This window comes from Halovivax cerinus, assembly GCF_024498195.1.
In the GTDB taxonomy this organism is placed as follows: Archaea; Halobacteriota; Halobacteria; order Halobacteriales; family Natrialbaceae; genus Halovivax; species Halovivax cerinus.
The window spans coordinates 1,644,921-1,667,375 of the sequence record NZ_CP101824.1 but is presented as its reverse complement, the minus strand read 5'-3'; the positions used below and the strand labels follow the sequence as shown (position 1 = coordinate 1,667,375).

Here is a 22,455-nt window from a genome sequence, read left to right as displayed (position 1 = left end):
GCTCACTCCTCAGGTGTGCTATCGGCGGAACTGTCCGCAGTCGCGCCGCCATTAGTCGTCGTCCCATCGGTGGCCCCACCATCCGTTGCGAGCGTGGGCGATTCGGTCCCGTTCGCCTCCTCAGCCGCCTCGACGGCGGCGATCGACTCGTTCGCGAGGCGGCGCTGGAAGCCGTGGTACTTCGCGACGCCGGTGGCGTCGGACTGCTCGATCTTGCCCACCGCTTCAGTGTCGAAGGAGGCGTGCTCGGCCGAGTAAGCGGCGTAGGCGCTGTCGCGGCCGACGGCGCGCGCCTGGCCGCCTTCGAAGCGGATCGTTACGGTTCCGGTCACGCGCGACTGGGTCTCGGCGACGAAGGCGTCGAGCGCGCCGACGAGCGGCGCGTCGATCAGACCCTCGTAGGCTTTCTCGGCCCACTTCGCGTCGATCGTGTCCTTGAACTGGCGCTCTTCCTGCGTGAGGACGAGCGCTTCGAGCGCCCCGTGGGCGGCCAGCAGCGTCGTCGCGGCCGGGTGCTCGTAGTTCTCGCGCACCTTCAGGCCGAGCATGCGGTCTTCCATCGTGTCCGTACGGCCGACGCCGAAGGCGCCGGCGACCTCGTTGAGGTGCTCGACGAGGGAGACGGGATCGTAGGCCTCCCCATCGACGGCGACGGGGGAGCCATCCTCGAATTCGATCTCGATCTCGGCCGTCTCGCCCGACGGTGCGTCGGTCCACTCGTAGATCTCCTCACCGGGGACGTAGCTCGGGTCCTCGAGTTCCTTGCCCTCGACGGAGCGACTCCAGAGGTTGGTGTCGATCGACCAGTCCCCCTCGTTGCCACCCTCGACGGGCAGGTCCTTCTCGGCCGCGTACTCCTGTTCCCACTCGCGCGTGAGTCCGAGTTCGCGCACGGGCGCGATGACCTCCATGTCCGAGTCGCGCCAGACGGCCTCGAATCGGAGCTGGTCGTTTCCTTTCCCAGTGCAGCCGTGGGCCAGCCCCGTACAGTCGTGTTCCTCGGCGACCTCGAGGATGGCCTCGGCGATCACTGGACGTGCGAGCGCCGTCCCGAGCGGGTAGCCCTGGTAGGTCGCGTTCGCACGAACGCCTTCGAGACAAAGGTCGGCGAACGCCGCTTTCGCGTCGACCACGACGTGCTCCAGACCGAGTGCGTCGGCGGTCTCCGCGGCCTCCTCGAACTCCGATTCGGGTTGCCCGACGTCGACCGTGACGCCGAGAACGTCGTCGTATCCGTACTCCTCCTCGAGCAGCGGCACGCAAACCGTCGTGTCCAGTCCGCCCGAGAACGCGAGTGCAACGCGTGTCATATCGTACCTGAACGAATCAGCCGCGAACGGATAAATACACCGCTTTAGATTTAGAAAATAAAGTTCGTACGGCATGCTAACCGTATTCTAATGAAGAATGTGCGAGCGATGCTAGGGAAAATAGCATCAACCGGATACCGTGAAGTGAGAGTAAGTGTGGCCCTAGAGGGGCCGCCGCGGTCGCCGGGCCGCGTCGCTCGCGCGGGTGTCGAACCCGAAACGCGGCGCTGTCGTCATTACAGGACTCAAATGGTCCGAGCGGTTTAAATGGTGTGGTTCGCGCAACGGCAGCCACTGAAACGGCAGCCACTGACAGGGGATCAGGAGGCGGACGCATCCTCGTCACCGGAACCCGACTCGTCGGTATCTCCTGCAACCACGCGTCCGTCCGAGGTAGCGGCGGTCCGATCCGGCAGCGCCAGGACGTTCTCCCGACCGAGCCGAAACACCTCGATATCGCCGTCCTCACGCAGGTCACCGACGACCTGGCTCGTCTTGGCCTCCGTCCAGTCGAGTTCGGAGATCACCGTTTGCTGTTTCATTCGGCCGCCGTTCGCGTCGAGAAGGGTGAGAACGCGCTCTTCGTTGCTCATGAGGTCGGGCGGCGGAGCCACCGTCGGTGCGTCGTCCGCGTCGGTCATCGGCGCTCGCGGTTCCTCGTCGTCGCGACGAGCCCACCACAGGACACCAGTGGCGAGCACGACGATCCCGACACCAGCGACGAGAAGCGGGAGGACCGATCGCGTGGGCTCCGGGGGATCCGAGGCACGGGGCGGCGGTCCGTCGGGATACGCCGTCACCCGCGGTTCGTCTTCGAGGAAGTCCGTCTCGTCGCCGTGCCAGCCGACGACCGTCTCCCGTTCCGATTCGTCCGGCTCCGGTGCGACCGCCTGGAGGGAGTACCCCTCCGGCCAGCTGATCCTGAGGGTCGCGTCGTCCTCTAAGGCGAACTGCACGAGCGCGTCGCCGGCGTCACCGATCCACTTCGGTTCGACTTCCGCGAACGACGACCAGCGGAACGTCACGATCACGTCGCCGTAGGGCTGCGGCGTCATGCCCTCCCCCGTGCGTATCGCGAACTCCGAGGTGGCCATCTCACGACCGGTCGCGTTCCGGCCGGCCGCGACGGTGTCGTTCCAGCGGTCGCGCTCGCCGTCCAGGTAGCGCTCCGGATTCGCCTCCACGTCGTCCCGAACCTCGACCCACTCGTCGTCGGATTCGTTGTCCGACCGAAGGTACCGATAGGTGACGGTGACAGTCGCCGACCCGTTTTCCGCCACGTCGATCCGCGTGGTGACGCGGTCGAAGCCCGCAAGGTAGGGCACAGCCGTCTCGTTTTCCGGCGGAGACTCGTTCGCCTGCGCCTGGCGCACCGTCTCACCCATCGGACGTGGTGACGCGCGGTCGCGGTCCGCGACGACGAGACGAGACCCGAACCGATCACCGGTCACCCCGTCGGTCGCCAGGGCTCCGATCGGACGGTCACTCTCCGCGTCGACGACCGCGACGGAGCCGACGCTGAGCGCGCCCACCACGAGCGCAACGAACAGCACACCACAGCACACGACACGGGCCGGCCACGCGGCCATCACACGTCCCTCTGACCCCTGTCCATTAGACTGTTTTGTAATCGCGTAGCACACCCGGGCAGGTCGAAGCGGGCGTCCGACACCCCGTACCGGCAGGCGGTGCGCCGATGGCGATCCCCTCCGGCACCCGTCGCCACTCCGGTCTGCGGCCTGGACCTCGAAGCCGGGACGGACGAACGGTGGTTTTTTGACCTCGCCTCCGAATGAAAGGTGCCATGACACGAGATCGAGCGTCACTCGAGGTCGATACGCTCCTGAAAGTTATCCTATTGCTGGTCGCTGCCGTACTGGTCCTCGAAATCCTGGGTGAGATCGTGTCGCTCATCCCGGCGTTCCTCAGCAGCATCGTCACCCTCGCCATCGCGCTGGTAATCGTCCTGTGGCTACTCGACAGGCTCTAGGGTGGTACCGCGACGCATCGCCCGCGAACCGCCACGCTCATTGAACGCGCCCCCCAAATGCCGACGTGTACAGCGTCAACGCCCCCGTTCCGGGCCGGGTGCGCCAGCTCGCGAGTCGTCTCTACCCAGACCTCCACGGGTTCGACCGCGTCCGCGAGACGCACTCACTACTCGTCAAGCGGCTCGGCGACGCCGCTGACGTGTCCGAACTCCAGCGACGAGCACATCGCACGCTGGCGGGGACGCCGGCCGTGGAAGCGGCCGTCACCGGCGTCGAGTACTTTCCCGACCCACCCGTCGGCTCGGCCCCCGTCGTCTACCTCGCCGTCGAGAGCCCCGGCCTCGAATCGATCCACGCCGACCTCGCCGACGTCTTCGAACCCGTCCCGGACCTCGAAGGTGCGGACTACGTTCCGCACGTCACCCTGGCGCGCGGCGGCGACGAGTCGGCAGCCCGCCGACTCTCAGAGCGCGATATCGAACCGATCCGGTGGACCGTCTCCGAGCTCGAATTCTTCGACGGTCGCCATCGCCTGCCCGTGAGCCGGGTTTCACTACCCGCCTGACAGCGCTCGAACAACCGATTCGGGTCGGCCGACGCTGTGTTCGATCATCCCGACGGTTCGACCCTCCCCGTGTTCGAACGTTGGCCCGCCAGGCCAGTCGTCGCCCACCGAAGGACCACCACCATCACGACGTTCGTTACCACCCGAAACAATCATGTAGGAATGCATCGAACGGTGAAAGGAGAGTGTATGCCCTCCCCAGAGATGCGATCGGACGATCGAATCGCCGTCGGCTTCGGCTCCGTCCTAGCGCGGGTGATCGACTGATGGGCTACGACATCTCCCGGCTCCGGGGATGTACCGACGAGCCCATCTACGAAGTGACGATCGAGGACGGAACGATGCCGACGGCGGACCGACTCCGGTCGGCGTTCGACGATCTCGGCGACGTCTGCCAGCCCTGTTCGGATCGGCCGCTCGTCCGGATGGAGGCCCAGACGTTCGTCCTCACCGGGAACCTCGATACCGGACGCCTCCGGCTCCGGTGTCGATCGACCGACGGTGTCGACCCCGAGTCGGTCCGTTCGCAGTTCGAACGGCGGTTAGAACGGGCGTTCGACGGATCGTCGACGGAGTAATCGGCCTGGCGGTCGACCGACGTCGTGACCGCCACCGATCTGGCGTCGGGTTCTGCTACCCGGTGGCCTAGTCGTCCGGCCGCTCACCTCACGGTGCCGGTGGTTCGCCGTCGTAGGCGTCGTGGTCCGCGTAGAAGTTCCGCATGGCGAAGGTGAGTTTCTGGGGTTCGACGTCGAGCAGCTCATCGCGCGTCTCCATCGGGAACGTGCCGTTGACGCTGTACGTGCCGAGATCTCCCTTGGCGCGGCCGGAGTAGCGCCGATCGAGGAGGGCTCGCACGCCGACGTCGTCCGGCGAGCGGAGTACGCGACCGAGCGCCTGCCGGGTCTTCCGGACGGTCGGGATCTCGACGGCGTACCGCCAGCCGGTGTCCGTGCCGTCGAAAGCGGCATCGTAGGCGTCCTGGACCGCCTCCGCACGTTCGTCCAGGTGGGGGTACGGGACGCCGACGACGAGGACGGAGAGCGCGTCGTCGCCGTCGAAACTGACGCCCTCCGCGAGGGTACCCCACAGCGAGGTACAGAGCAGGCCGTTCTCGTCGGCGACGAACGCCGTCCGGAGGTCCTCGACGGCGACACCGGGTTCGTCACGATAGACCGTCGCGTCGACGAGCGGGTCGACCCGCTCGGCGTAGCGTTCGGCCTCGCCGTAGTTGGGGAAGAAGGCGAGCGTATTGCCCGGCGTCATCCGCACGGCGTTTCGGATCGTCGTCGCGACGGTGTCCTGGACGTCCGGATCGTCGCGCTCGCTCGCGAAGAGTGCTGGCGTCTCGACCGCGTAGGTGCGCCGGTTCTCCGGTGGGAAGTCGAGCCCGTACGCCATCGTGATCGGGTCGTCCAGCCCGAGGACGGCCTCCGTGACGTCGAACGGCTGCAGCGTCGCGCTCATGAGAATCGTCGCCGAGAGGGCGTCGAAGAGGTCGCCGGTGACGCGCGTTGGAAGACAGCTGTACAGTTCCGCACGGCCGTAGAGCTCGTCGGTCCCCTCGTCGCGTCGGACCGCGAGCACGGGGTAGACGCCCGCGGACCCGCCATCGTCCATCCAGGCGCGGACGAACTGGCCGGCCTGCACGGTCTGACACTCCGTCCGGGTGTCGCGCTCGCCGTTGCGGTAGGCCTCCTCGTACTCCTCGTCCAAGTCGCGCCCCAGCGAGACCGCGGCCTCGAGGTCGTCGTCGATCCCCTGGCCCGAATACGACTGGAGAAAGGTGAGCGTGAGGTCGTCGCGGCGATCGTCGTTGGCAATCGGGACGTCACGCCAGTTCTCGCCGACGCGCTCCCGGTCGCCGAACTGGAACGATCCATCGTACGTCCTGCACAGGGCATCGTGAAACGTCTCGATGACGTTTCGCGCTGGGCCGGCGCGCGGGTCGTCCGCGTCGTCGAGTTCGTCGAGTGCCGACGCAAACGTGCGCTCCGAACACTCCCGGCTGGCGTGATCGCGCGCGGCGTCCTCCAGGTTGTGCGCCTCGTCGAACACCGCGACGACGTCCTCGGGTTCGCGACCCAGCCAGCGGAAGAACGCCTCGCGGATCCCGGGGTCGAGCAGGTGGTGGTAGTTACAGACGACGAGATCCACCCCCTCGACGGCGTCTTTGAGGAGTTCGTACCCGCAGAGTCCCCGGTTCTCGGCGTACTCGTAAATTTCGTCGGGCGAGCGAACGTCCTCGAAGAGCCAGGCGTGAAAGTCCTCAGCGGCGCCGGGCTCGGTGAGGTTGTTGTGGTAGTAGTCACAGACGTTGCGTTCTTGTACGTCCTCGAGTTCGGCGTCGAGCGCGTCGAGTTCGTCCATCACGGCCGCCCGCGCTTCAGCGGCGTCGCCGTCGCCGGCCTGGCTCCGTTCTAAGAGTTCCTCCTGTCGGCGTTTCAGTTCCTCGTACTCGCGCTCGGTCTCGACGAGGTCGTGCGTGGCGTCGCGGAGCGTCTGGCACTCCTCGTAGCCGACGTCGATGTGACACATCGAGCCCTTCCCCTTGAAGACGACCGCGCGTACGTCCTCCGTCTCGACGATCGAGCGCGCCTCTTCGACGAACTGGCGCATCTGCTGGTGGACGTTCGTCGTGATGACGACCGTCTTGTCCTGCTCGCGCGCGACCGACAGCGCCGGGACGAGGGCGGAGAGCGTCTTGCCCGTCCCACAGGCGCCCTCGAAGAGCACGTCCTGGTCCCGGACGAGCGCGTTGTGGATCCGGTCCATCGCCTCCCGCTGATTCGCGTAGGGCTCGTCGTACGGGAAGAAGCGCTGGTAGTCGGCCGACTCGGACACGGCCGATGATAGGTTCCGCACCCGATAAAAGCGTTCGTCCGGTCGACCGGATGCGTTCGTACCATAGAGGAAGTGTTCCACCGTGTCGGTGTCAAGCCACAGTGCGCATGTATCGTGATCAGTGCCGTACGACACCATGACCGATTATTTTTATATAATTTAAAATGCACAGTGCAGTAATCTATGAAGAGAAGAGCCGTCCTCTGTGCAGCCTGTGCTCCGCTTGTGAGCGGTTGTGCGAATCGAAGAGGCAGCAACTCTAGCGTAGAAATATCGGAGATAAAATTGCAGAATCTTAGAGAGGAACGCGCAACAATAGGTGTTCTAGCCATAGTAGACGACGAATTACGGTATCACACGGTGCGAGACATTGACCCAGCAACTTCAACCGATGGAATAGTACACGCTGAAACGACACTGTTGGCTTTGCCTCAACTGGTAGGAAAGGATATAGAGATTATATCGATCGGCCCTGGGTCAGCACGGTTCGAGACGAGCGATTGGGGCTTAAAATCCCAAGCGATTCGGATCGAGGTCGAAGTCGAACGAGCCGGTGGTTTAACTATCGAATTCGCACATACGGAGTGACTGGACGGGGAACTCGTTCAGTTTCTTATGTACTCACGGTGAAAAATACATATGCGACGGGGTATAACCGCACGATGTGAAACGACGAGCGCTTCTCTCGGCACCCACGCTCGTACCGCTTGTCGGCTGTACCAGCTCGTCTCCAGCGACGATCGAGATCGAAGAACTGGATATCGAGAACACCGACCTCGAACCCCATACGCTCGGAATCAGCATCTCGTCATCTGACGGGATCGTTTTCCACGAACTAATAGAAATCGAACGATCCCGTCGAGCGGGTGGAACGACCCACGCAGGTCACCGAACCCTGAATCTTCCCGAGCTCCACGATACGTACTTCGAGGTCACTGCGATCGGACCGGACGCAGCTCAGTGGGATACGTCCGCGATAACGAAGAACCTAACACTCAAAGTGAAAGTCGTTATCAGGTCGGCCGAAGACGTCACAATTTACGTCAACGGTCGGTCCCCCGAGTAGTGGTGCATCGCCGAACCGCCCGTGACGTCCGGCGATAGTTCTACCCGGTGAAGTCTGCGGTGTTACCCCCCGTATCCGGCTCCAGGTACACCCGCTGCACCTGTCCGTCGTGGGCCTTCAGGGAATCCTCGATCTCGGCGATCCGTTCGTCCAGCGCGTCGACGTCGGACTCGAAGACCACGTCCGCGGTCACGAGCAGTTCCTCGGCGCCGAAGTAGACGGTCCGGAAGTCGACGACCTCGCGGACGACGTCGGCGTTCGCGACGATCTCGCGGAGTTCGCCCTCGGCCTCGGGTGAGAGGCTCTCGCCGAGCAGCAGGCGCTTGTTCTGCCAGGCGAGCGCGACGGCGAAGGCCATCAGGAGTACGCCGATGATGAGCGCGGCACCGGCGTCGTAGACCTCGTTACCAGTCGTCCGTGAGAGGTAGACGCCGAAGAGGGCGATCCCCGCGCCCGCGAGCGCGACGGCATCCTCGGTGAGTGCCGTCAGCGTCGTCACGTCGCTGGTCTTCGTGAATGCCTCGCGGAGTGACTCCCACTCGTACTCCTCCATCTGGGCGGAGATCCCCTCGTAGGCTTTCTTGAGCGCCCACGACTCGAAGACGATCGCACCGAGAAGGACCGTGTAGTTGACGTAGATGCCGTCGACGGCGCCGACGACGGGCAGCGGCGGGGTCTGCCCCATCGTGGCGTGCGAGCCGTGCATCAGCGCGTCGTAGCCGTGCCTGGCGCTCTCCAGGCCCGCGACGCCGAAGAGCATGACGCTGACGAGGAAGCTGTAGAAGAACTGCGCCTTGCCGTACCCGAACGGGTGTTGCCGGTCGGCCTCCTGGGCGCCGTAGCGCAGGCCGATCAGCAAGAACACCTGATTGCCGGTGTCGGAGATGGAGTGGTAGGTCTCCGAGAGCATCGCCGGACTCATCGTCAGGAGGTAGCCCACGAACTTCATCACGGCGATCGAGCCGTTGGCGATCAGGGCAGCGATCACGACGGATCTGCTTTCGGCCATCGGCGGTTCGTTCGAAGCGGGGCGATAAAAACGTAGGCCTCTCGCCGTCGTCCGAGTCCGGCCGGGACGCGAACCTCGCGGCGGTGTTCCAGCACGACCCAGAGAACCGAAAGAAACCTCCGCTCGACCGTCGAACCTGCCACCATGATCGCGATCTTCGCCGATACGCACCGCACCGAGGGGCACGGGCTCGTCGCCGAGGCGCTGGCCGCCGCGCGGGACGCCGACGCCATCGTCCACGCCGGCGATTTCAAGACGGAATCGGTCCTCGACGCGTTCCAGGCGTTCCCGGCGCCGCTCTTCGCCGTAGCCGGTAACGTGGACGAACCGGGCGTCGAAGAGCGACTCCCGACCGAGCGTACGGTCTGCGTCGACGGGGTACGAATCGCGCTGCGCCACCGACCCGACGGCGGCGAGACCGCCCTCGCGCTGTTCGGCCGGGAACGCGACGCGGACGTGGTCGTCTTCGGCCACAGCCACCGGCCGACGCTCGTCGAAACTGACGACGTCGTCCTCTGTAACCCCGGCAGCCACGCCCAGCCGCGCGGATTCCGACCGGGGTTCGCGACACTCTCACGAGAGAACGGGCGACTCCACATCACGATTCGCGAACCTGACGGGACGGTGATCGAAGACGCGACGCGCGCGCTCGACGACCGGTGATCTGACGCGAGTCGGGCCGAATCAGGGGGACAGACGACCACAGATCCACGCCGGATCGGTCGATAGACGGGGCTCGACGGGGCTGGTCGAATCGACGGATCGGACCGAAACTGCCCGGTGCGGTCTCCGTTCGGGTCAGGGCATCGGAGAATGCGTACGAGGGACGGCCGGGTACGTCAGCGGGGACGGTTTCTACTCGCGACGGCCCACCGGGAGGGCAGTGGGCAGGCGTGGTGGGCCGACACGGTGACCCGGCGCGGTCGATGGCGACCGCGCCGGGCGGCCGGTGAACGCTGGGCCGGAACGAACCGAGCGGCACGGACCGGAGGCGCCGCGGTGTGTCGGGCCCCCGGCCGGGACACGGCCGGCTCGGCGTCCGGCCCGGGATGTCAGGTTAGACCCCCGGACACGGTACGCCCCGATCGAACTCACCGGCGAGGGACGACCAGGGCATACCACCGCTTGGCCCCACGGAGAGTTATAACTCCGCCAAGGTAAAACACGAGTTTTACCCACGGCGATCCTCCGCCCGTCACTGGGTTTTGCCGAGCTGGCCCGTTACTGGGTTTCGGCGGTCAGGACCGCCACTGGGTTTCACCAGTCGAGCCAGTCACTGGGTCTCGTCGGTCAGGACCGTCACTGGGTTTCGCCGATCTGGCCCGTTACGGGGTTTCACCGGTCGGGTCGTGCTCGGTGACGGTCCCTCACGTCACTGCCGGTACCCGGCTGGCGCCACCTGTCGAGCCCGGATGGCCGAACGAACGTACCGTTTGCTCCACCGTCGGTCGCTCCGAAAGGGCTTTGCCGGCCCCTCATGTAGCGGTCGAGTATGCTGGAAACGATGACCGATGACCCGGTGATCCTCACGATCGTCGTCATCTTACTCGCCCTGATCTTCTTCACCTATCTGCTCCTCCGGCGGACCGTCCTCGAGTTCCGCGAAGGGATGGAGAAGTAGCCCCGCCTCGCCGCGGTGCCGGCTCACTCGAGCGCGGTTGCGACGCGGTCGGGGACGGCATCGACGGCTGCATCGGTCAGATCTCGGTGGGTGCAGAATCGGATCGTCGTCGGTCCGAACGGGGACGCCCGAACGCCCTCGGCCTCCATTCGGTCCAGGACGGCCGCCACGTCCAGTCCGGTCCCGGAGACGTCCGCGAAGACGATGTTCGTCTCAGGTTCGGAGACGTCGAAGCCGGAAACGTCGTCGAGACCGGCAGCGAGGCGCCCGGCGCGGTCGTGATCAACCGCGAGGTCGGAGACGTTCTCGAGCGCGTCGAGCCCGGGGCCGGCCACGACGCCGACCTGGCGCATCCCACCGCCCAGCAGTTTCCTGATCCGTCGGGCGCGTTCGACGAAGTCAGCGTCGCCGGCGAGGATGGAACCGACCGGCGCGCCGAGTCCCTTCGAGAGACAGAACATGACGGAGTCGACGTGGTCGGTGATCTCCGTGACTGGCACGTCGAGCGCCGTCGCGGCGTTGAAGACGCGCGCGCGCCGTCTAAGTGGACGGGCACGTCGCGTTCGTGGGCGGCCGTCGCCGCTGCGCCAATGGCGTCGGGTTCGATCGCGAGCCCGCCGCGGGCGTTGTGCGTGTTCTCGAGACAGAGCAGACCGGTTCCCGGTCGGTGGAGGTCCTCCTCGACGACGCCTGCGGCAACCTGTTCGGGTGTCGGGACGCCTCGCTCGGCGTCGAACGTACGGACCTGCAGCGCCGAGTGCTGGGCCAGCCCGCCGAGTTCGTACTTGACGACGTGACTCTTTCGGTCGGCGAGCACTTCCTGCCCGCGGTCGGTGTGGACGCGTGCGGCGATCTGGTTGCCCATCGTCCCCGTCGGGACGAACAGCGCCGCCGCTTTCCCCACGCGCTCGGCCGCACGGCGTTCGAGTTCGTTCGCGGTCGGGTCCTCGCCGTAGACGTCGTCACCCACGTCGGCCGACGCGGCGGTCTCGCGCATCTCGTCGTCGGGCGTGGTGACGGTGTCGGAGCGACAGTCGATCATGCCCCGGTCTACCCACCCACCGGAGAAAAAAGGGCCGTTCCCGGCCAGTGTGACGAAACCGGTACCCGGCGGCCGGTGGAGCGATTCACGCGAACGGACGACGCCGTTTTCGAGGACACAGACAGCACGAAGGCGACGGACGCGCTCAGCTCGACCTGCCGTCGATTATCGCTTCCAACGGCCGACATGGTCCGGACGAACGCTACGCAAACGTCAGTCGTCGAGGTCGACGGCGAGCGGGCGGTCGATTCCGGTCACGCGGATCTCTGCCCCGCCGTCGGGGCTCTCACCCGCCTCGACATCCCAGCCGTGGCCGCTCGCGACCTCGGCGACGATCGAGAGGCCGAACCCGGTCCCGTCGGAAGACGTCGTGTATCCGTATTCGAAGAGACGGTCGGTGGCCCCGTCGGGGAACCCGACGCCGTCGTCGGCGATGGCGAAGCCGTCGTCGATCGATCTGACGGTGATCGTCAGGTCGCCGGTCGAATCGGACCCGGATCCGTCGGCGTCGTCGGACGTCGCACCCTCGTCGGTGTCACCGGCGGTGTCGACACTCGAGCGGCTCGTGGAGTTGTGCTCGACCGAGTTTCGAAAGCAGTTTTCGAACAGCTGTCGCAGACGACTCGGGTCGGCGTCGACGGTCCGGGTCGTCGCGAGCTCGAGCGAAGCAGAGGGGGTCGAGACGTCGTTCCACGCGAGAGTGGCGATTTCGTCCAGGGCCACCGGTTCCGTCTCCGAGACGGTCCCACCCTCCCGCGCGAGCGTCAGTACGTCTTCGATTATCGCGAACGCGCGATCGTGAGCCTCCTGAACGGGGTCGAGCATCGACAGATCGTCGGTCTCTTTCGCGTGATCGACGTAGCCTGACGCCACGGTGAGCGGGTTCCGCAGGTCGTGACTGACGACGCTCGCGAACCGATCGAGGCGCTCGTTCTCGCGTTCGAGTTCGCGTTCCCTGGCTTTCAATTCGGCGAGGTCCGTGTAGATCAGGTAGCCGATCCGTTCGTCGTCCGCGGGGACGGGGACGCTCCGGAGCAAGAACGGCCGGACGCCGTCTGCGGTCTCGCGGACGACTTCGGCGTCGATCCGCGTCTCCGCGGCGATCGCTGCGTATCGCTCGCGCGCCTCGTCGCGGTGTTCGTCGGGAACGAGCAACGCGAGCGTCGACGTACCGATCGCGTCGTCCGGTTCGACGCCGAACAGGCTGACGAACGCCGAGTTGACGGCTTCGATCCGGGGCTCACCGTCGACGAGGCGGTACTCGATCGCCGGATCCGGAACGTTCTCGAAGAGCGCCGCGAAGTGATCGCGTTCGATCGTCAGCGCGTCCTGGTAGCGGGTTCGATCGAGCGCGTCCGCCACGTGTGCCACCAGCAACTCCGCGAGAGTGAGGTCCGACTCGTCGTAGTAGCCCTCCTCGGTCGAAATCGCCTGGAAGACGCCGGACTCACCGAGGGGGATCGAGAGCGCCGATCGGTACGACGCGTTCGTCGGAATCGCCTCCGGTTCGGCAGAGACATCAGATATAAGATAACTCTCGCCGGTCCGGATGGTCTTGCCGGCGATCCCGTCCGTCGCGTCGGCGAGCGGGACGTCGACGTCGAGTTCCGGCGCCGTCGCCGCGCGGGCGACGATCTTCCCGTCCTCGACTTCGGCGATGTTACAGGCGTCGAACGCGAGGATCCGTTCGGCGCTCTCGACCGCCAGTTCGAAGATGTCACTCTCGTTCTCGACGGCGTCCATCCGCGTCACGATGTCGTGCAACCGGTGTAATTTTCGATTGGCGTCGTCGCGATCCGGCAGGGTCGCCGGGCCAGGGACCCCCGACCGAACGCACACGAGTCCGAGGTCGACACCGGAGACGGGACGCGTTTCGAACCAGAACGTCCCATCGCCGACCGGAAACTCGCGGTCGCGACGGTCACCCTCGACGGCCGCGGCGTAGTTCGCCGACAGGTGCGCGGCCGTCGAGGGCGTATCGGCGAAGACGTCGGTGACGACTCGACCGGAGAGGGCCGACGGGTCGAGCCCTTCGGCGAGTGATTCCCCCGCCGCCGCGAGGTGTCGGCCCGTCTCGTCGAACACCGCGACCAGCCGATCGTCCGCGAACGATTGGAGGATGCCCTCGACCCCAGCCGATGTCCGAAGTGAATCGGAACGCCGCCTCGCCGTCGCAGCGACGGTCCGGATCCGGTTCGCGAAGACGGCGACCGGTTCGTCGCTCGCCACCACGTCGGTCGCACCTGCTTCGAGCACCGCCGTCGACTCGCGACGGTCGGCTGTACACACTACGACTGGAATCTCGGGGACCGATCGTCGCACGGCGTCTATAACCGCGACCGGGTCGAGGTCGGCCCCGACGACCACACACGCAACCGTCCGCTCGTCGAATCCCGTCCCCTCGTCGAACCACGCGACCGCCGCGTCGGGACCAGGGACTGTCGCGACGTCGAACTCGCCAGCCGCACGGAGCGCCTCCGCGTCCACGTCGTCCTCACCGACGACGAGGACGCGCAGACCAGTCCCGGACATACACGAAACTCGCGTGTCACGCCCTTGTAAATTGTGGCACGGGCCTCGCCACGTACGGCCAACGGCCGGCGACCGATCAGAGCCATGCGTAGAACGGTTCGATAGCCTCCGATCGGTAGATCGACCCGTCGTGAACGACCAGGTACCGGCGCATTTCGAAGAGTTGCTTGAGTTCAGTCCACTCGAGCGTGACGTCGAACGTACTGCCGCCGAACTGCCAGTGGTCGAGCGGCGGTCCCCCGAAGGCGAATCCGGGCTCGGCGTCGCGCACGTGAAGGCGGACGGTGACGGCTCCCTCGTGTTCGGCCACGACTTCGAGTGGTAACACCGGCCCCTTTCCGAAGCTGGTCAGCGCGACCGTTCCGTCGCCGACGAGGCGGGCGACCGGTCCGTCCTCGACGGTGAGTGACGCGTATCGTCGCGACAGTTCGGCGGTGAACCCGCTTACTAACCCGGTTACGAGCGGGGTTCGTACCGTCGAGATCGGTTCGGACGTGAGCGTCGCTCGACGCTCGTCCGGGTCCGCGGAGGCGGCCGAATCGAGGGCCGGACCGTCAGACGGCCACGTCAGGCACGCGACGCTGCCCGCCTCGACACACTCAGAAGCGGTCTCGTGTGCACCGAAGTCGTCCAGAACGGCCGTTTTGACGTCGAACGTGTCCGCTTCGGCCGGCCGAAGGTGACCCTCGGCGCAGGGGATGCCGTCGCGACACGGTCCGAAGACGTACAGCAGGTCCGTCCCTCGGGCGGCGATCGCCTCGAGTGCTTCCCGGTCGGGTGAGCGGTGGACGGTGACGTCCGTCGAGGTGATCGGATCGCTCTCACAGCCGGTCACGACCTCACGACAGCTGTCCGCCCAGCCCGTATCGGGCGTGACGACGTCGACGGTCAGTTCGTCCCCCGGTTCCGCGTACCGTTCCCGGTTCGTGTACGCGGTCGGCGTCACCCGGAACGTACCGGCAAGCGGGTCGGGGCCCATCCAGCCGACGTACGGACCCGCCGGCTCACCCCGTGGATCGGGAGCTGGCGGTGGGAGCGTCGGGAGGGGCTCGACCGGTTCGGCGACGTCGCCATCACCGCCACCGGCGGCCGCCATCGTCGGCTCCCGTCGATCGGGACTCCCGCCGGGGAGGTACGGCTGAGTGAGTCGACTGACGAGAGAGGGTAACGCTCGTGCATTCTCGACGGTCGGGTCCACGTAGACGGCCGACGACCAGTCGGGAAAGATGGCCGAGACCGATTCGAAATCCAACTGGAGGTACGTCGCCAGACGCGCGGCCAGCGGCTGGTCGTAGCACCGTTCAGGGTCGAGGGCGAGCGTCGTGAGTGCGTCCGCCTCGAACAGGTCCCAATCGTACTCGACGACGTTCTGAACGAGCATATCGAGGAAGACGATCCGCCGGAGGAGTGCTGCTGTCTCGTGTTGAAATCGCGGGAGGGGCGAGAACGGTCGGTCCAGATCGACCGACGGTGCGAGTAACCGCGGTCGCTCCCGGTCGGAGACGGTGACCCGAGCGCCGAGATACGTCGCGAGCGACGCCGCCGGGACGATCGCGTCGAGCGAGTCGGGGAGTCGGAGTTCGATACCTGTCTCGGTCACCGCCTCGGCGACCGTCGACGGAACGTGAACGGTGTCCCCGTATCGAACGCGAGGAGGGTGGTTCCTGGCGAGAGACATGGTTCGTTTCGGCGACTCCTCAGCATACTGGTACGAAAAGGTCGACAGTGCCGCCGCCAGGCCCGTCGGCGTCGGCGGCACAGTGACCGTGTCCCTGGGCACGTTGAGCGGACTTCGAAAGCCGATCGTGACCCGCGTCGGCTGGGGAAACGAGAGCGTTCCGTTCATGGTCGCGTCCTGCGAGAGCGTGGCCGGGCCCGAGAAGGCGATGAACGTCTCGATGGCAGAGAACAACTGCACGAGAAACGATCCGTCGTCGACGACCCGCTCCTCGCGAGCAGCGACTCCGTCGTGGCCGCGGGTAGAACCGTCCACGACCGTGGCGAGCGACGTCCCACCGGACGAGTACGTGAGTCGGCTGACGTGACCCGACACCGTCTCGTCGAGCGCGAATGGGATCTGTCGATCGGTCTCGATCGGGTCCCAGCCGACGACGCCGATCGACGAGACGTTGTCAGCGCGGTCAGTCGCGCGAATCGTCGTATCGAGATGCTCGACTTCGAGGACCGGACGATGTTCTCCCGACACGTCGTAGACTCTCCGCCGGTGTCGGCATAGGTGTACTGGTCAGCACACCACTCGACCGGATCCGACCGTGACGCGATCGTCGACCGGCCGTAGAGACGGCGAAGCGAAAGCCGTATGCGACCGGTGACACAAGCGAGCGACATGGATCCGCGTATTCGGGAGCACGCAGCCGTCGTAGCGAATCACTCCGTCGACTTACAGGAAGGCGACACGGTCGTCGTCGACGCCCACCCGGTCGCCGAGGACCTGGTCGTCGCGCTCTTCGAGGAGATCGGCGACGCGGGCGCGAAGCCGCTCTGGACGGTAAAACGCGCCGGGAAGCGACCTGATCGCGCGTTCCTCCGGTCGGCCGACGGGGCGTTCGAGACGCCAGAACACGAGCTCGCGATGATGGAAGAGACGGACGTCTACATCGCCGTCCGAGCGGGGACGAACGCCACCGAGACCAGCGACGTCGATCCCGCGACGAACACCGCGTACCGACAGGCCTACCGTCCAGTGCAAGAAGAGCGCCTGAGCAAGCGCTGGTGTCTCACCCAGTACCCCGCACCGGCCAACGCCCAGCTCGCAGAGATGAGTACCGAAGCGTACGAGAACTTCGTCTGGGACGCCGTCAACAAGGACTGGGCCGACCAGCGAGACCACCAGGAACAGCTCGTCGAGATCTTAAATCCCGCGGACGAGGTCCGGATCAAGAGTGGCGACGAGACGGACCTGACGATGTCCATCGCGGGCAACCAGGCCCTCAACGACCACGGGAAGCACAACCTGCCCGGCGGCGAAGTCTTCACCGCACCACTCCCCGACTCCGTCGAGGGCACCGTCCACTTCGACATGCCGCTGTACCACGAGGGTCGCGAAGTGACCGACGCCTACCTCGAGTTCGAGAACGGGGACGTCGTCGCCCACGAGGCCGGCAAGAACGAAGCGGTCCTCACAGAAGTGCTCGAAACAGACGACGGCGCCCGTCGGATCGGCGAACTCGGCATCGGCATGAACCGCGACATCGACGAGTTTACCTACAACATGCTCTTCGACGAGAAGATGGGCGACACCGTCCACATGGCAGTCGGACGCGCCTACCCCGTTACCGTCGGCGACGGCAACGAGGTCAACGACTCGTCGACCCACGTCGACATGATCGTCGACATGAGCGAGGACTCGTTCATCGAGGTCGACGGCGAGCGCATTCAGGAGGACGGGACGTTCGTGTTCGAGTAGCGCGGTTCGGAACGAGCGAAGCGAGTGAGAACCGCGAACATACGAGCGGTGAACGGAGTGAGCCGCGAGGAGCGAGAGTCAGAGCGTGCGCGGTTCGGAACGAGCGAAGCGAGTGAGAACCGCGAACATACGAGCGGTGAAACCGCGAGATAGCGAACGGTGAGGAACGACCCGTGAGCGCCGACGGCGCGAGACGTTCAGCTACGTGAACGGGGAGCCGGAGCTATCGAGTGACGGATCCTGGAGGGGTTCGAACGGCGCGGTCGACTCGTCCGGAGACGGCAGGGTTAGCTCAGGTAGTACGCCGCCAGCAGGATCGCGACCATCCACGAGGCACCAGCGAGCGCAGCACCCAGTCCGATCGCGGCACTCTTCTGGTCCTCGGAGAGCGCCGACGGTTTCACGTACGGGCCGATGGCGATCGCGGTGAAGAACACCATCGACAGGACGAGGAACGCCGACGCGGCGATCGTAATCAGGAAGGTCGGATCGACGCCACCGAGGAGTGCGAGGTCGGTCGACAGTGCGAAACGCTGCATATGGATCTCTAGATGATGCATTCGGCTCGTCGTATTTGTAGCCCCCGGTTTCGGCGAGTGTCCGCTCCGGGTCGATCCGGACGTGTCGGCAGTGGGCCGACGCATCGCGTCGGACCGATCCCCAGGTGTGATGCCATACAGGGTTGCCGACAGTCCACCCAACTTCGCACGTGGACATAGGCGTATCGGAGGACGTCGTCGTGGACGCACGGCGGTTGCGTGGACGCAGTGAGACCCGGTATGGCGTCTCGGTGTGTCCATCCCACCGCCACGGATGCGGCTACCGAAGCCGGCACCCGTTATTCATAGAAAATGCAGAGGATATATGTACGAATAGATCTAATAATAGGACGGATGTCAGACGCAAGCAAACGGACGAGCGGAGAATATACGCCCGGTACGACCGAACCGGCCGGCGCGCCGGGCGAGCGCCGATTGGCGGGTGCCCAATCGGCGTCGACCGGCCAGTCGTCGGGTCACAGCGTCGCCAGTCCCGTGGCGAGGCGAACCGGATGAGCGACTCCGCGCCCGACGACGAGTCGATGGACGGCGGCTCGGTCGACTGGGACGCGCTCGACCCGGCGGACCTGACAGCGTTCGATATGAGTGAGGTTCCGGACGACGCGTTACCGACGGACACGCGCTGTCCGAAGTGTCACTGGCCCGTTTTCCAGGTGACGATGACGGAACCGACCACGCGAGTGCTCGGTCCCTGCGGGTGTCGCGTCGGGACGGATCCGTAGCCGCCGTGAGCGTCCGCGATCCGGCGTCGCCTCCCCTCTAACGGTACGGAACGGTCACTCGATAGGCCGACCGGTGCTGGTGCGACGCTCTCGGTGTGTCATCGACGATCGACCGGTTCGTCGAACGGGTTCGTCGTACCCGCAGCCGCGGGACCGACGGCGACGACGATCGAGAACAGCCAGCCGAGCAGGAATCCGTAGAGTACGTGCCCGACGAGGCTCGAGAAGGCCGCTGCCGGGAAGACCGACTCCCCGCCGCCGCTGACCGCGATCAGGATCGACTGCGAGATGACGGGCAGGAGCGTCCAGACGAGGAGCCCGAAGACGAAGCCCGCCAGGGCGAACCGGGTGTGCATGCCCATCGCCGCGATGGCGTCGGTTTCGACGTCCGCGCTGAGAGTTCCAAGGACCGGATCACGCGTGACGAGAAACCCGAAGACGATGCCGAGGACGAGGCCGTGAATCAGGTGAAACAGCAGGCCGATCGACCCGGGATCCACGCCGTAGATCGCGGGAATATCTTCCCGCACGATGGTCGGTTCCACGAGCCAGAGGATCGCACCGAAGACGGCGGATCCGACGAGGCCACCGATCGCGCCGCCGACGAGCCAGTTCAGCGTCCCGCCGAGCCCTCGCCTGGCCCGGGTATCCATCTGGGTACTCATAGTCGCTCCACACCGACCGGCAGGAAAAAGGGCCGGGTAGGCACTCGCGGGGTTCACCCTGGACCGCTACACGCGGAGGTGATACTGACGGAATCACAGAATGGTGGCGGCGGTTAGAGGTCCCTGTGTCCGCGTTCGAGCGACGAGCGCGTGCGAGTCGTCGAGAGCGCCCGGATCCACAGCGCGTTGGCACAGATCGCCGCGAGTGCGGTTCCGACCAGCAACGTCGCGAAGTACCACGGCTTGGCCTGGACCACCGCGAGTCCGGTCGTCGACGCGGGGACGATTCCGAGTGCGAGCAGGTAGAACGCAGCCAGCAGACCGAGCGACGCTCGTCGGAACCCGTGCCAGTAACACAACCCAACGAGGATACCCGCCAACAGGCCGAGCTGACCGGCGTGCAGTTCGGGAATCGTGCTGAAGATCGACGACAGGACGGTCTCGACGGTGGCCATTCCTATCGGGACAGTGCCGGCCTGGCCCCTACATCGTTCCCTGTACGTGGCCACCAGCTAAGTGCGCGATTTCGGGACGGGACACACTGTCCGTGCTCACTGGGCGGTGTCAATTTGCTCCGACTCCCGATCGACCGTGTTCGGATCGACCGACTCCGGTTCGATCCGCGAGAGGCGCATCGCGTTGCCGGTGACGCCGACGGTCATCCCGGCGTCGCCTGCGAGGACGGCCAGCCAGATGGGGACGAGCCCGAAGGGAACGCCGACCGCGAGGGCGGCCTTGATCCCGAGGCTGGCCCAGATGTTCTGCCGGATGACGCCGTTGGCGTCGTGGGCGAGTTCGTAGAGGTAGGGGAGTTTCGCGATGTCGTCGCCCATGAGGGCGATATCGGCCGTCTCCAGGGCCGTATCGGTCCCCGCGGCGCCCATCGCGACGCCGACGGTGGCGGTCGCGAGCGCGGGGGCGTCGTTGATGCCGTCGCCGACCATCGCCACGCCGCCGGTGGTGGTTCCCCTATCGGCCATCCGTTGCTCGTCGCCATCGTCGTGGTCGTCCATCAACTCCTCGATGGCTGCCACCTTCTCCTCGGGGAGGAGTTCCGCCCGGTAGTCGTCGACGCCCACCTGCTCGGCGATTGCAGTGGCCGTCCGCGCGTTGTCCCCGGTGAGCATGACGGTGCGCTCGACGCCGAGATCGCGTAAGCGCTGGATGGTCCGGTTCGCGTCGGGGCGGATCTCGTCCGCGACGGCGATCACGCCCTCGAGTTCGTCCGCGGTGCCGACGAGGACGACCGTCTTGCCCTCGGCCTGCAGTTCGGGGACGGTCTCCTCCAGCAGGTCGAGGCAGTTGTTCCGGTCGCACAGGTCGCGCGCCGTCTGCGTGACTACGCCACCGTCGGTCGCGGCGTGGACGTGCGAGAGATCGAAGCCGAGGTCGTCGAAGAGGCCGGGTTTACCGGCGAAGTGGGTCGTCCCGTCAAGGTCGGCGCGGACGCCCTTTCCCGTGAGGCTCTCGAAGTCGGCGACCTCGCGCTCGGCGACGCCCGCCTCGTCGGCCGCGTCGACGATGGCCTCGCCGATCGGGTGTTCGCTGCGGCGTTCGAGCCCGCGTGCACAGCGGAGGACGTCGTCCTCGGTGTTGTCGGACAGCGGGACGACGTCGGTGACGGTGAGTTCGCCCTTCGTCAGGGTACCCGTCTTGTCGAGTGCGACGACGTCGACTGCGCCCATCGCTTCCAGGTGATTCCCACCCTTGACGAGGACGCCGTTCTTCGCGGCACTCGTGATGCCGGAAACGACGGAAACGGGCGTCGAGATGACGAACGCACAGGGACAGGCGAGCACCAGCAGCGTCAGGCCGTAGACGACCGCCGTCGGCCACGTGGTCCCGAGGACGGCGGGACTGGCGAGCGTGACGACGATCGCGAAGGCGACGACGACGGGCGTGTAGTAGTCCGCGAAACGCTCGACGAACTGCTCGCGCTCGGTCTTGTTCGCCTGGGCGTCCTCGACCATGGCAACGATCCGCGAGAGCGTGTCGTCGCCGGCCGCCGCCGTGACCGACACTTCGAGGTAGCCACCCTCGTTGATCGTCCCGGCGTAGACTTCGTCACCGTCGGTCTTGTCGACGGGGACGCTCTCGCCCGTGATCGGCGCCTGGTTGACGGCGCTCACGGGTTCCCCGTTCGCTCGAGGGATCTCCGATCCATCGCTGCTCTCGCCGTTGACGACCGTGCCATCGGTCGGGATCTTCTCGCCGGGTTTGACGAGGACGACGTCGCCCACGTCGACCGCCTCGACGGGAACCGTCACTCTCTCGCCGTCGCGCCGCACGGTCGCCTCGTCCGGCGAGAGGTCCATCAACTCCCGCAGGGAGTTGCGCGCCCGGTCCATCGAGGCCGTCTCCAGGAGTTCGGCGACGCTGAAGAGGAATGCAAGCGTCGCGGCCTCGAAGTACAGCGCCTCGCCGAACGCGAGACTCGCGAGCAGGGCGCCGACGATCGCGGCCGACATGAGGAAGTCGATGTCGAGGTTGCGGAGCTTCGCCGAGTAGTAGCCCCCGCGGAGGATCTCCTGGCCGCCCACGGCGACGGCGACGAGGAAGAGCACGTCCGCGAGGAAGAGATCGGTCCCGACGAGCGTCCCGACCTGGACGTTGGCCCCGTGGAGGAAGAACTCGAAGAGGAGGCCGAGTGCGAGGAAGACGCCGCTGATCCCCGTCTTGATCCCGCGCGAACTCGTCCAGATGGCCGGCGACTCGTCGGCGTTCGAAGGGTTCGCACTGGCCGCGGCGCCCGCACTGGGTGCGCCTGCGCCGGCTTCGCCGCCGGTGGTCGGCGCACTATCGCCGGCCGAGTCGGCTACCGCGTATCCGGCACCCTCGATAGCGCCGGCGATCTCCGCGTCAGTGGTGTTCTCGGCGTCGTACGCGACCGAGACCGAGCCGGTCGTCGGCCGCAGGTCGGCCTCGGAGATGCCATCGACACCACCCAGCGCGTTCTCGACCTTCCCCGCACAGGAGGGACAATCCATCTCGGGGACCGAGAACTCGGCGACGGCCGGGTCAGGATCGGGCGGGTTGTCGTCCGTCGAAGTCATTGAATCTGCCTAGGTGCCGGATTTTTATTAATGTAGCTACCATATACC

At 66.0% G+C, this 22,455-nt stretch carries 18 protein-coding genes and 1 pseudogene; 8 read left to right on the top strand and 11 right to left on the bottom strand.

Annotation, left to right across the window (positions count from 1 at the left end; all coding sequences use genetic code 11):
- Positions 1–2: 2 nt before the first annotated feature.
- Together NO366_RS07650 and NO366_RS07645 are read right to left on the bottom strand one after the other, a co-directional pair.
- Positions 3–1,310, bottom strand: coding sequence for an argininosuccinate synthase (locus NO366_RS07650; protein WP_256533736.1), 1,308 nt, complete (start codon positions 1,308–1,310; stop codon positions 3–5).
- Positions 1,311–1,630: 320 nt separating this feature from the next.
- A complete protein-coding gene (locus tag NO366_RS07645) occupies positions 1,631–2,899 on the bottom strand; it encodes a helix-turn-helix transcriptional regulator (RefSeq protein WP_256533735.1) in 1,269 nt (422 codons plus the stop codon).
- Between the two features lie 215 nt (positions 2,900–3,114).
- On the opposite strand from NO366_RS07645, the gene NO366_RS07640 reads away from it, so the two are divergent.
- From NO366_RS07640 to NO366_RS07630, 3 genes are all read left to right on the top strand, one after another.
- Positions 3,115–3,300, top strand: a complete 186-nt coding sequence (locus NO366_RS07640) for a DUF7554 family protein (protein WP_256533734.1) — start codon at positions 3,115–3,117, stop codon at positions 3,298–3,300.
- A 65-nt stretch (positions 3,301–3,365) separates the two neighbouring features.
- Positions 3,366–3,866 (top strand): 2'-5' RNA ligase family protein, encoded by a 501-nt coding sequence (locus NO366_RS07635; protein WP_256533733.1) that lies wholly within the window; start codon positions 3,366–3,368, stop codon positions 3,864–3,866.
- Between the two features lie 266 nt (positions 3,867–4,132).
- Positions 4,133–4,444 carry a hypothetical protein gene (locus NO366_RS07630; protein ID WP_256533732.1) on the top strand — a complete coding sequence of 104 codons (312 nt, stop codon included), beginning with the start codon at positions 4,133–4,135 and terminating at the stop codon, positions 4,442–4,444.
- Between the two features lie 88 nt (positions 4,445–4,532).
- Here the strand turns inward: NO366_RS07630 and NO366_RS07625 are convergent, their stop codons facing one another.
- The gene (locus NO366_RS07625) at positions 4,533–6,710 is read right to left on the bottom strand and encodes an ATP-dependent DNA helicase (RefSeq protein ID WP_256533731.1); all 2,178 of its coding nucleotides are present in this window, start codon (positions 6,708–6,710) and stop codon (positions 4,533–4,535) included.
- A 664-nt stretch (positions 6,711–7,374) separates the two neighbouring features.
- Here NO366_RS07625 and NO366_RS07620 point away from each other — a divergent pair.
- Complete coding sequence (locus NO366_RS07620) at positions 7,375–7,776, top strand: hypothetical protein (protein ID WP_256533730.1); 402 nt, start codon at positions 7,375–7,377, stop codon at positions 7,774–7,776.
- A 40-nt stretch (positions 7,777–7,816) separates the two neighbouring features.
- On the opposite strand, the gene NO366_RS07615 is transcribed toward NO366_RS07620, so the two are convergent.
- Positions 7,817–8,785: a cation diffusion facilitator family transporter gene (locus NO366_RS07615; protein WP_256533729.1), complete on the bottom strand. Its 969-nt coding sequence runs from the start codon at positions 8,783–8,785 to the stop codon at positions 7,817–7,819.
- Positions 8,786–8,929: 144 nt separating this feature from the next.
- On the opposite strand from NO366_RS07615, the gene NO366_RS07610 reads away from it, so the two are divergent.
- On the top strand, positions 8,930–9,448 hold the full coding sequence (locus NO366_RS07610) for a YfcE family phosphodiesterase (RefSeq protein WP_256533728.1): 519 nt from the start codon (positions 8,930–8,932) through the stop codon (positions 9,446–9,448).
- 829 nt (positions 9,449–10,277) lie between these two features.
- Entirely contained in the window at positions 10,278–10,406 is a 129-nt protein-coding gene (locus NO366_RS07605; RefSeq protein ID WP_256533727.1) for a DUF7859 family protein, read from the top strand.
- A gap of 23 nt (positions 10,407–10,429) precedes the next feature.
- On the opposite strand, the pseudogene NO366_RS07600 reads toward NO366_RS07605, so the two are convergent.
- The 3 genes and pseudogenes from NO366_RS07600 to NO366_RS07590 form a co-directional block, all read right to left on the bottom strand.
- Positions 10,430–11,448, bottom strand: a pseudogene (locus tag NO366_RS07600) (threonine aldolase family protein).
- A 213-nt stretch (positions 11,449–11,661) separates the two neighbouring features.
- Positions 11,662–13,980 carry a hybrid sensor histidine kinase/response regulator gene (locus NO366_RS07595; RefSeq protein ID WP_256533726.1) on the bottom strand — a complete coding sequence of 773 codons (2,319 nt, stop codon included), beginning with the start codon at positions 13,978–13,980 and terminating at the stop codon, positions 11,662–11,664.
- Positions 13,981–14,056: 76 nt separating this feature from the next.
- Positions 14,057–16,186, bottom strand: coding sequence for a hypothetical protein (locus NO366_RS07590; RefSeq protein WP_256533725.1), 2,130 nt, complete (start codon positions 16,184–16,186; stop codon positions 14,057–14,059).
- Between the two features lie 141 nt (positions 16,187–16,327).
- Here NO366_RS07590 and NO366_RS07585 point away from each other — a divergent pair, with 141 nt between their 5' ends.
- Positions 16,328–17,407, top strand: a complete 1,080-nt coding sequence (locus NO366_RS07585) for an aminopeptidase (protein ID WP_256533724.1) — start codon at positions 16,328–16,330, stop codon at positions 17,405–17,407.
- A gap of 287 nt (positions 17,408–17,694) precedes the next feature.
- Here NO366_RS07585 and NO366_RS07580 read toward each other — a convergent pair whose 3' ends face one another.
- Positions 17,695–17,946, bottom strand: coding sequence for a hypothetical protein (locus NO366_RS07580; protein WP_256533723.1), 252 nt, complete (start codon positions 17,944–17,946; stop codon positions 17,695–17,697).
- Between the two features lie 512 nt (positions 17,947–18,458).
- On the opposite strand from NO366_RS07580, the gene NO366_RS07575 reads away from it, so the two are divergent.
- Entirely contained in the window at positions 18,459–18,689 is a 231-nt protein-coding gene (locus NO366_RS07575; protein ID WP_256533722.1) for a hypothetical protein, read from the top strand.
- Positions 18,690–18,787: 98 nt separating this feature from the next.
- On the opposite strand, the gene NO366_RS07570 is transcribed toward NO366_RS07575, so the two are convergent.
- The 3 genes from NO366_RS07570 to NO366_RS07560 form a co-directional block, all read right to left on the bottom strand.
- Positions 18,788–19,354: a hypothetical protein gene (locus NO366_RS07570; protein WP_256533721.1), complete on the bottom strand. Its 567-nt coding sequence runs from the start codon at positions 19,352–19,354 to the stop codon at positions 18,788–18,790.
- 113 nt (positions 19,355–19,467) lie between these two features.
- Positions 19,468–19,809, bottom strand: coding sequence for a hypothetical protein (locus tag NO366_RS07565; protein WP_256533720.1), 342 nt, complete (start codon positions 19,807–19,809; stop codon positions 19,468–19,470).
- A gap of 96 nt (positions 19,810–19,905) precedes the next feature.
- Positions 19,906–22,407, bottom strand: coding sequence for a heavy metal translocating P-type ATPase (locus NO366_RS07560; protein ID WP_256533719.1), 2,502 nt, complete (start codon positions 22,405–22,407; stop codon positions 19,906–19,908).
- Positions 22,408–22,455: the final 48 nt, after the last annotated feature.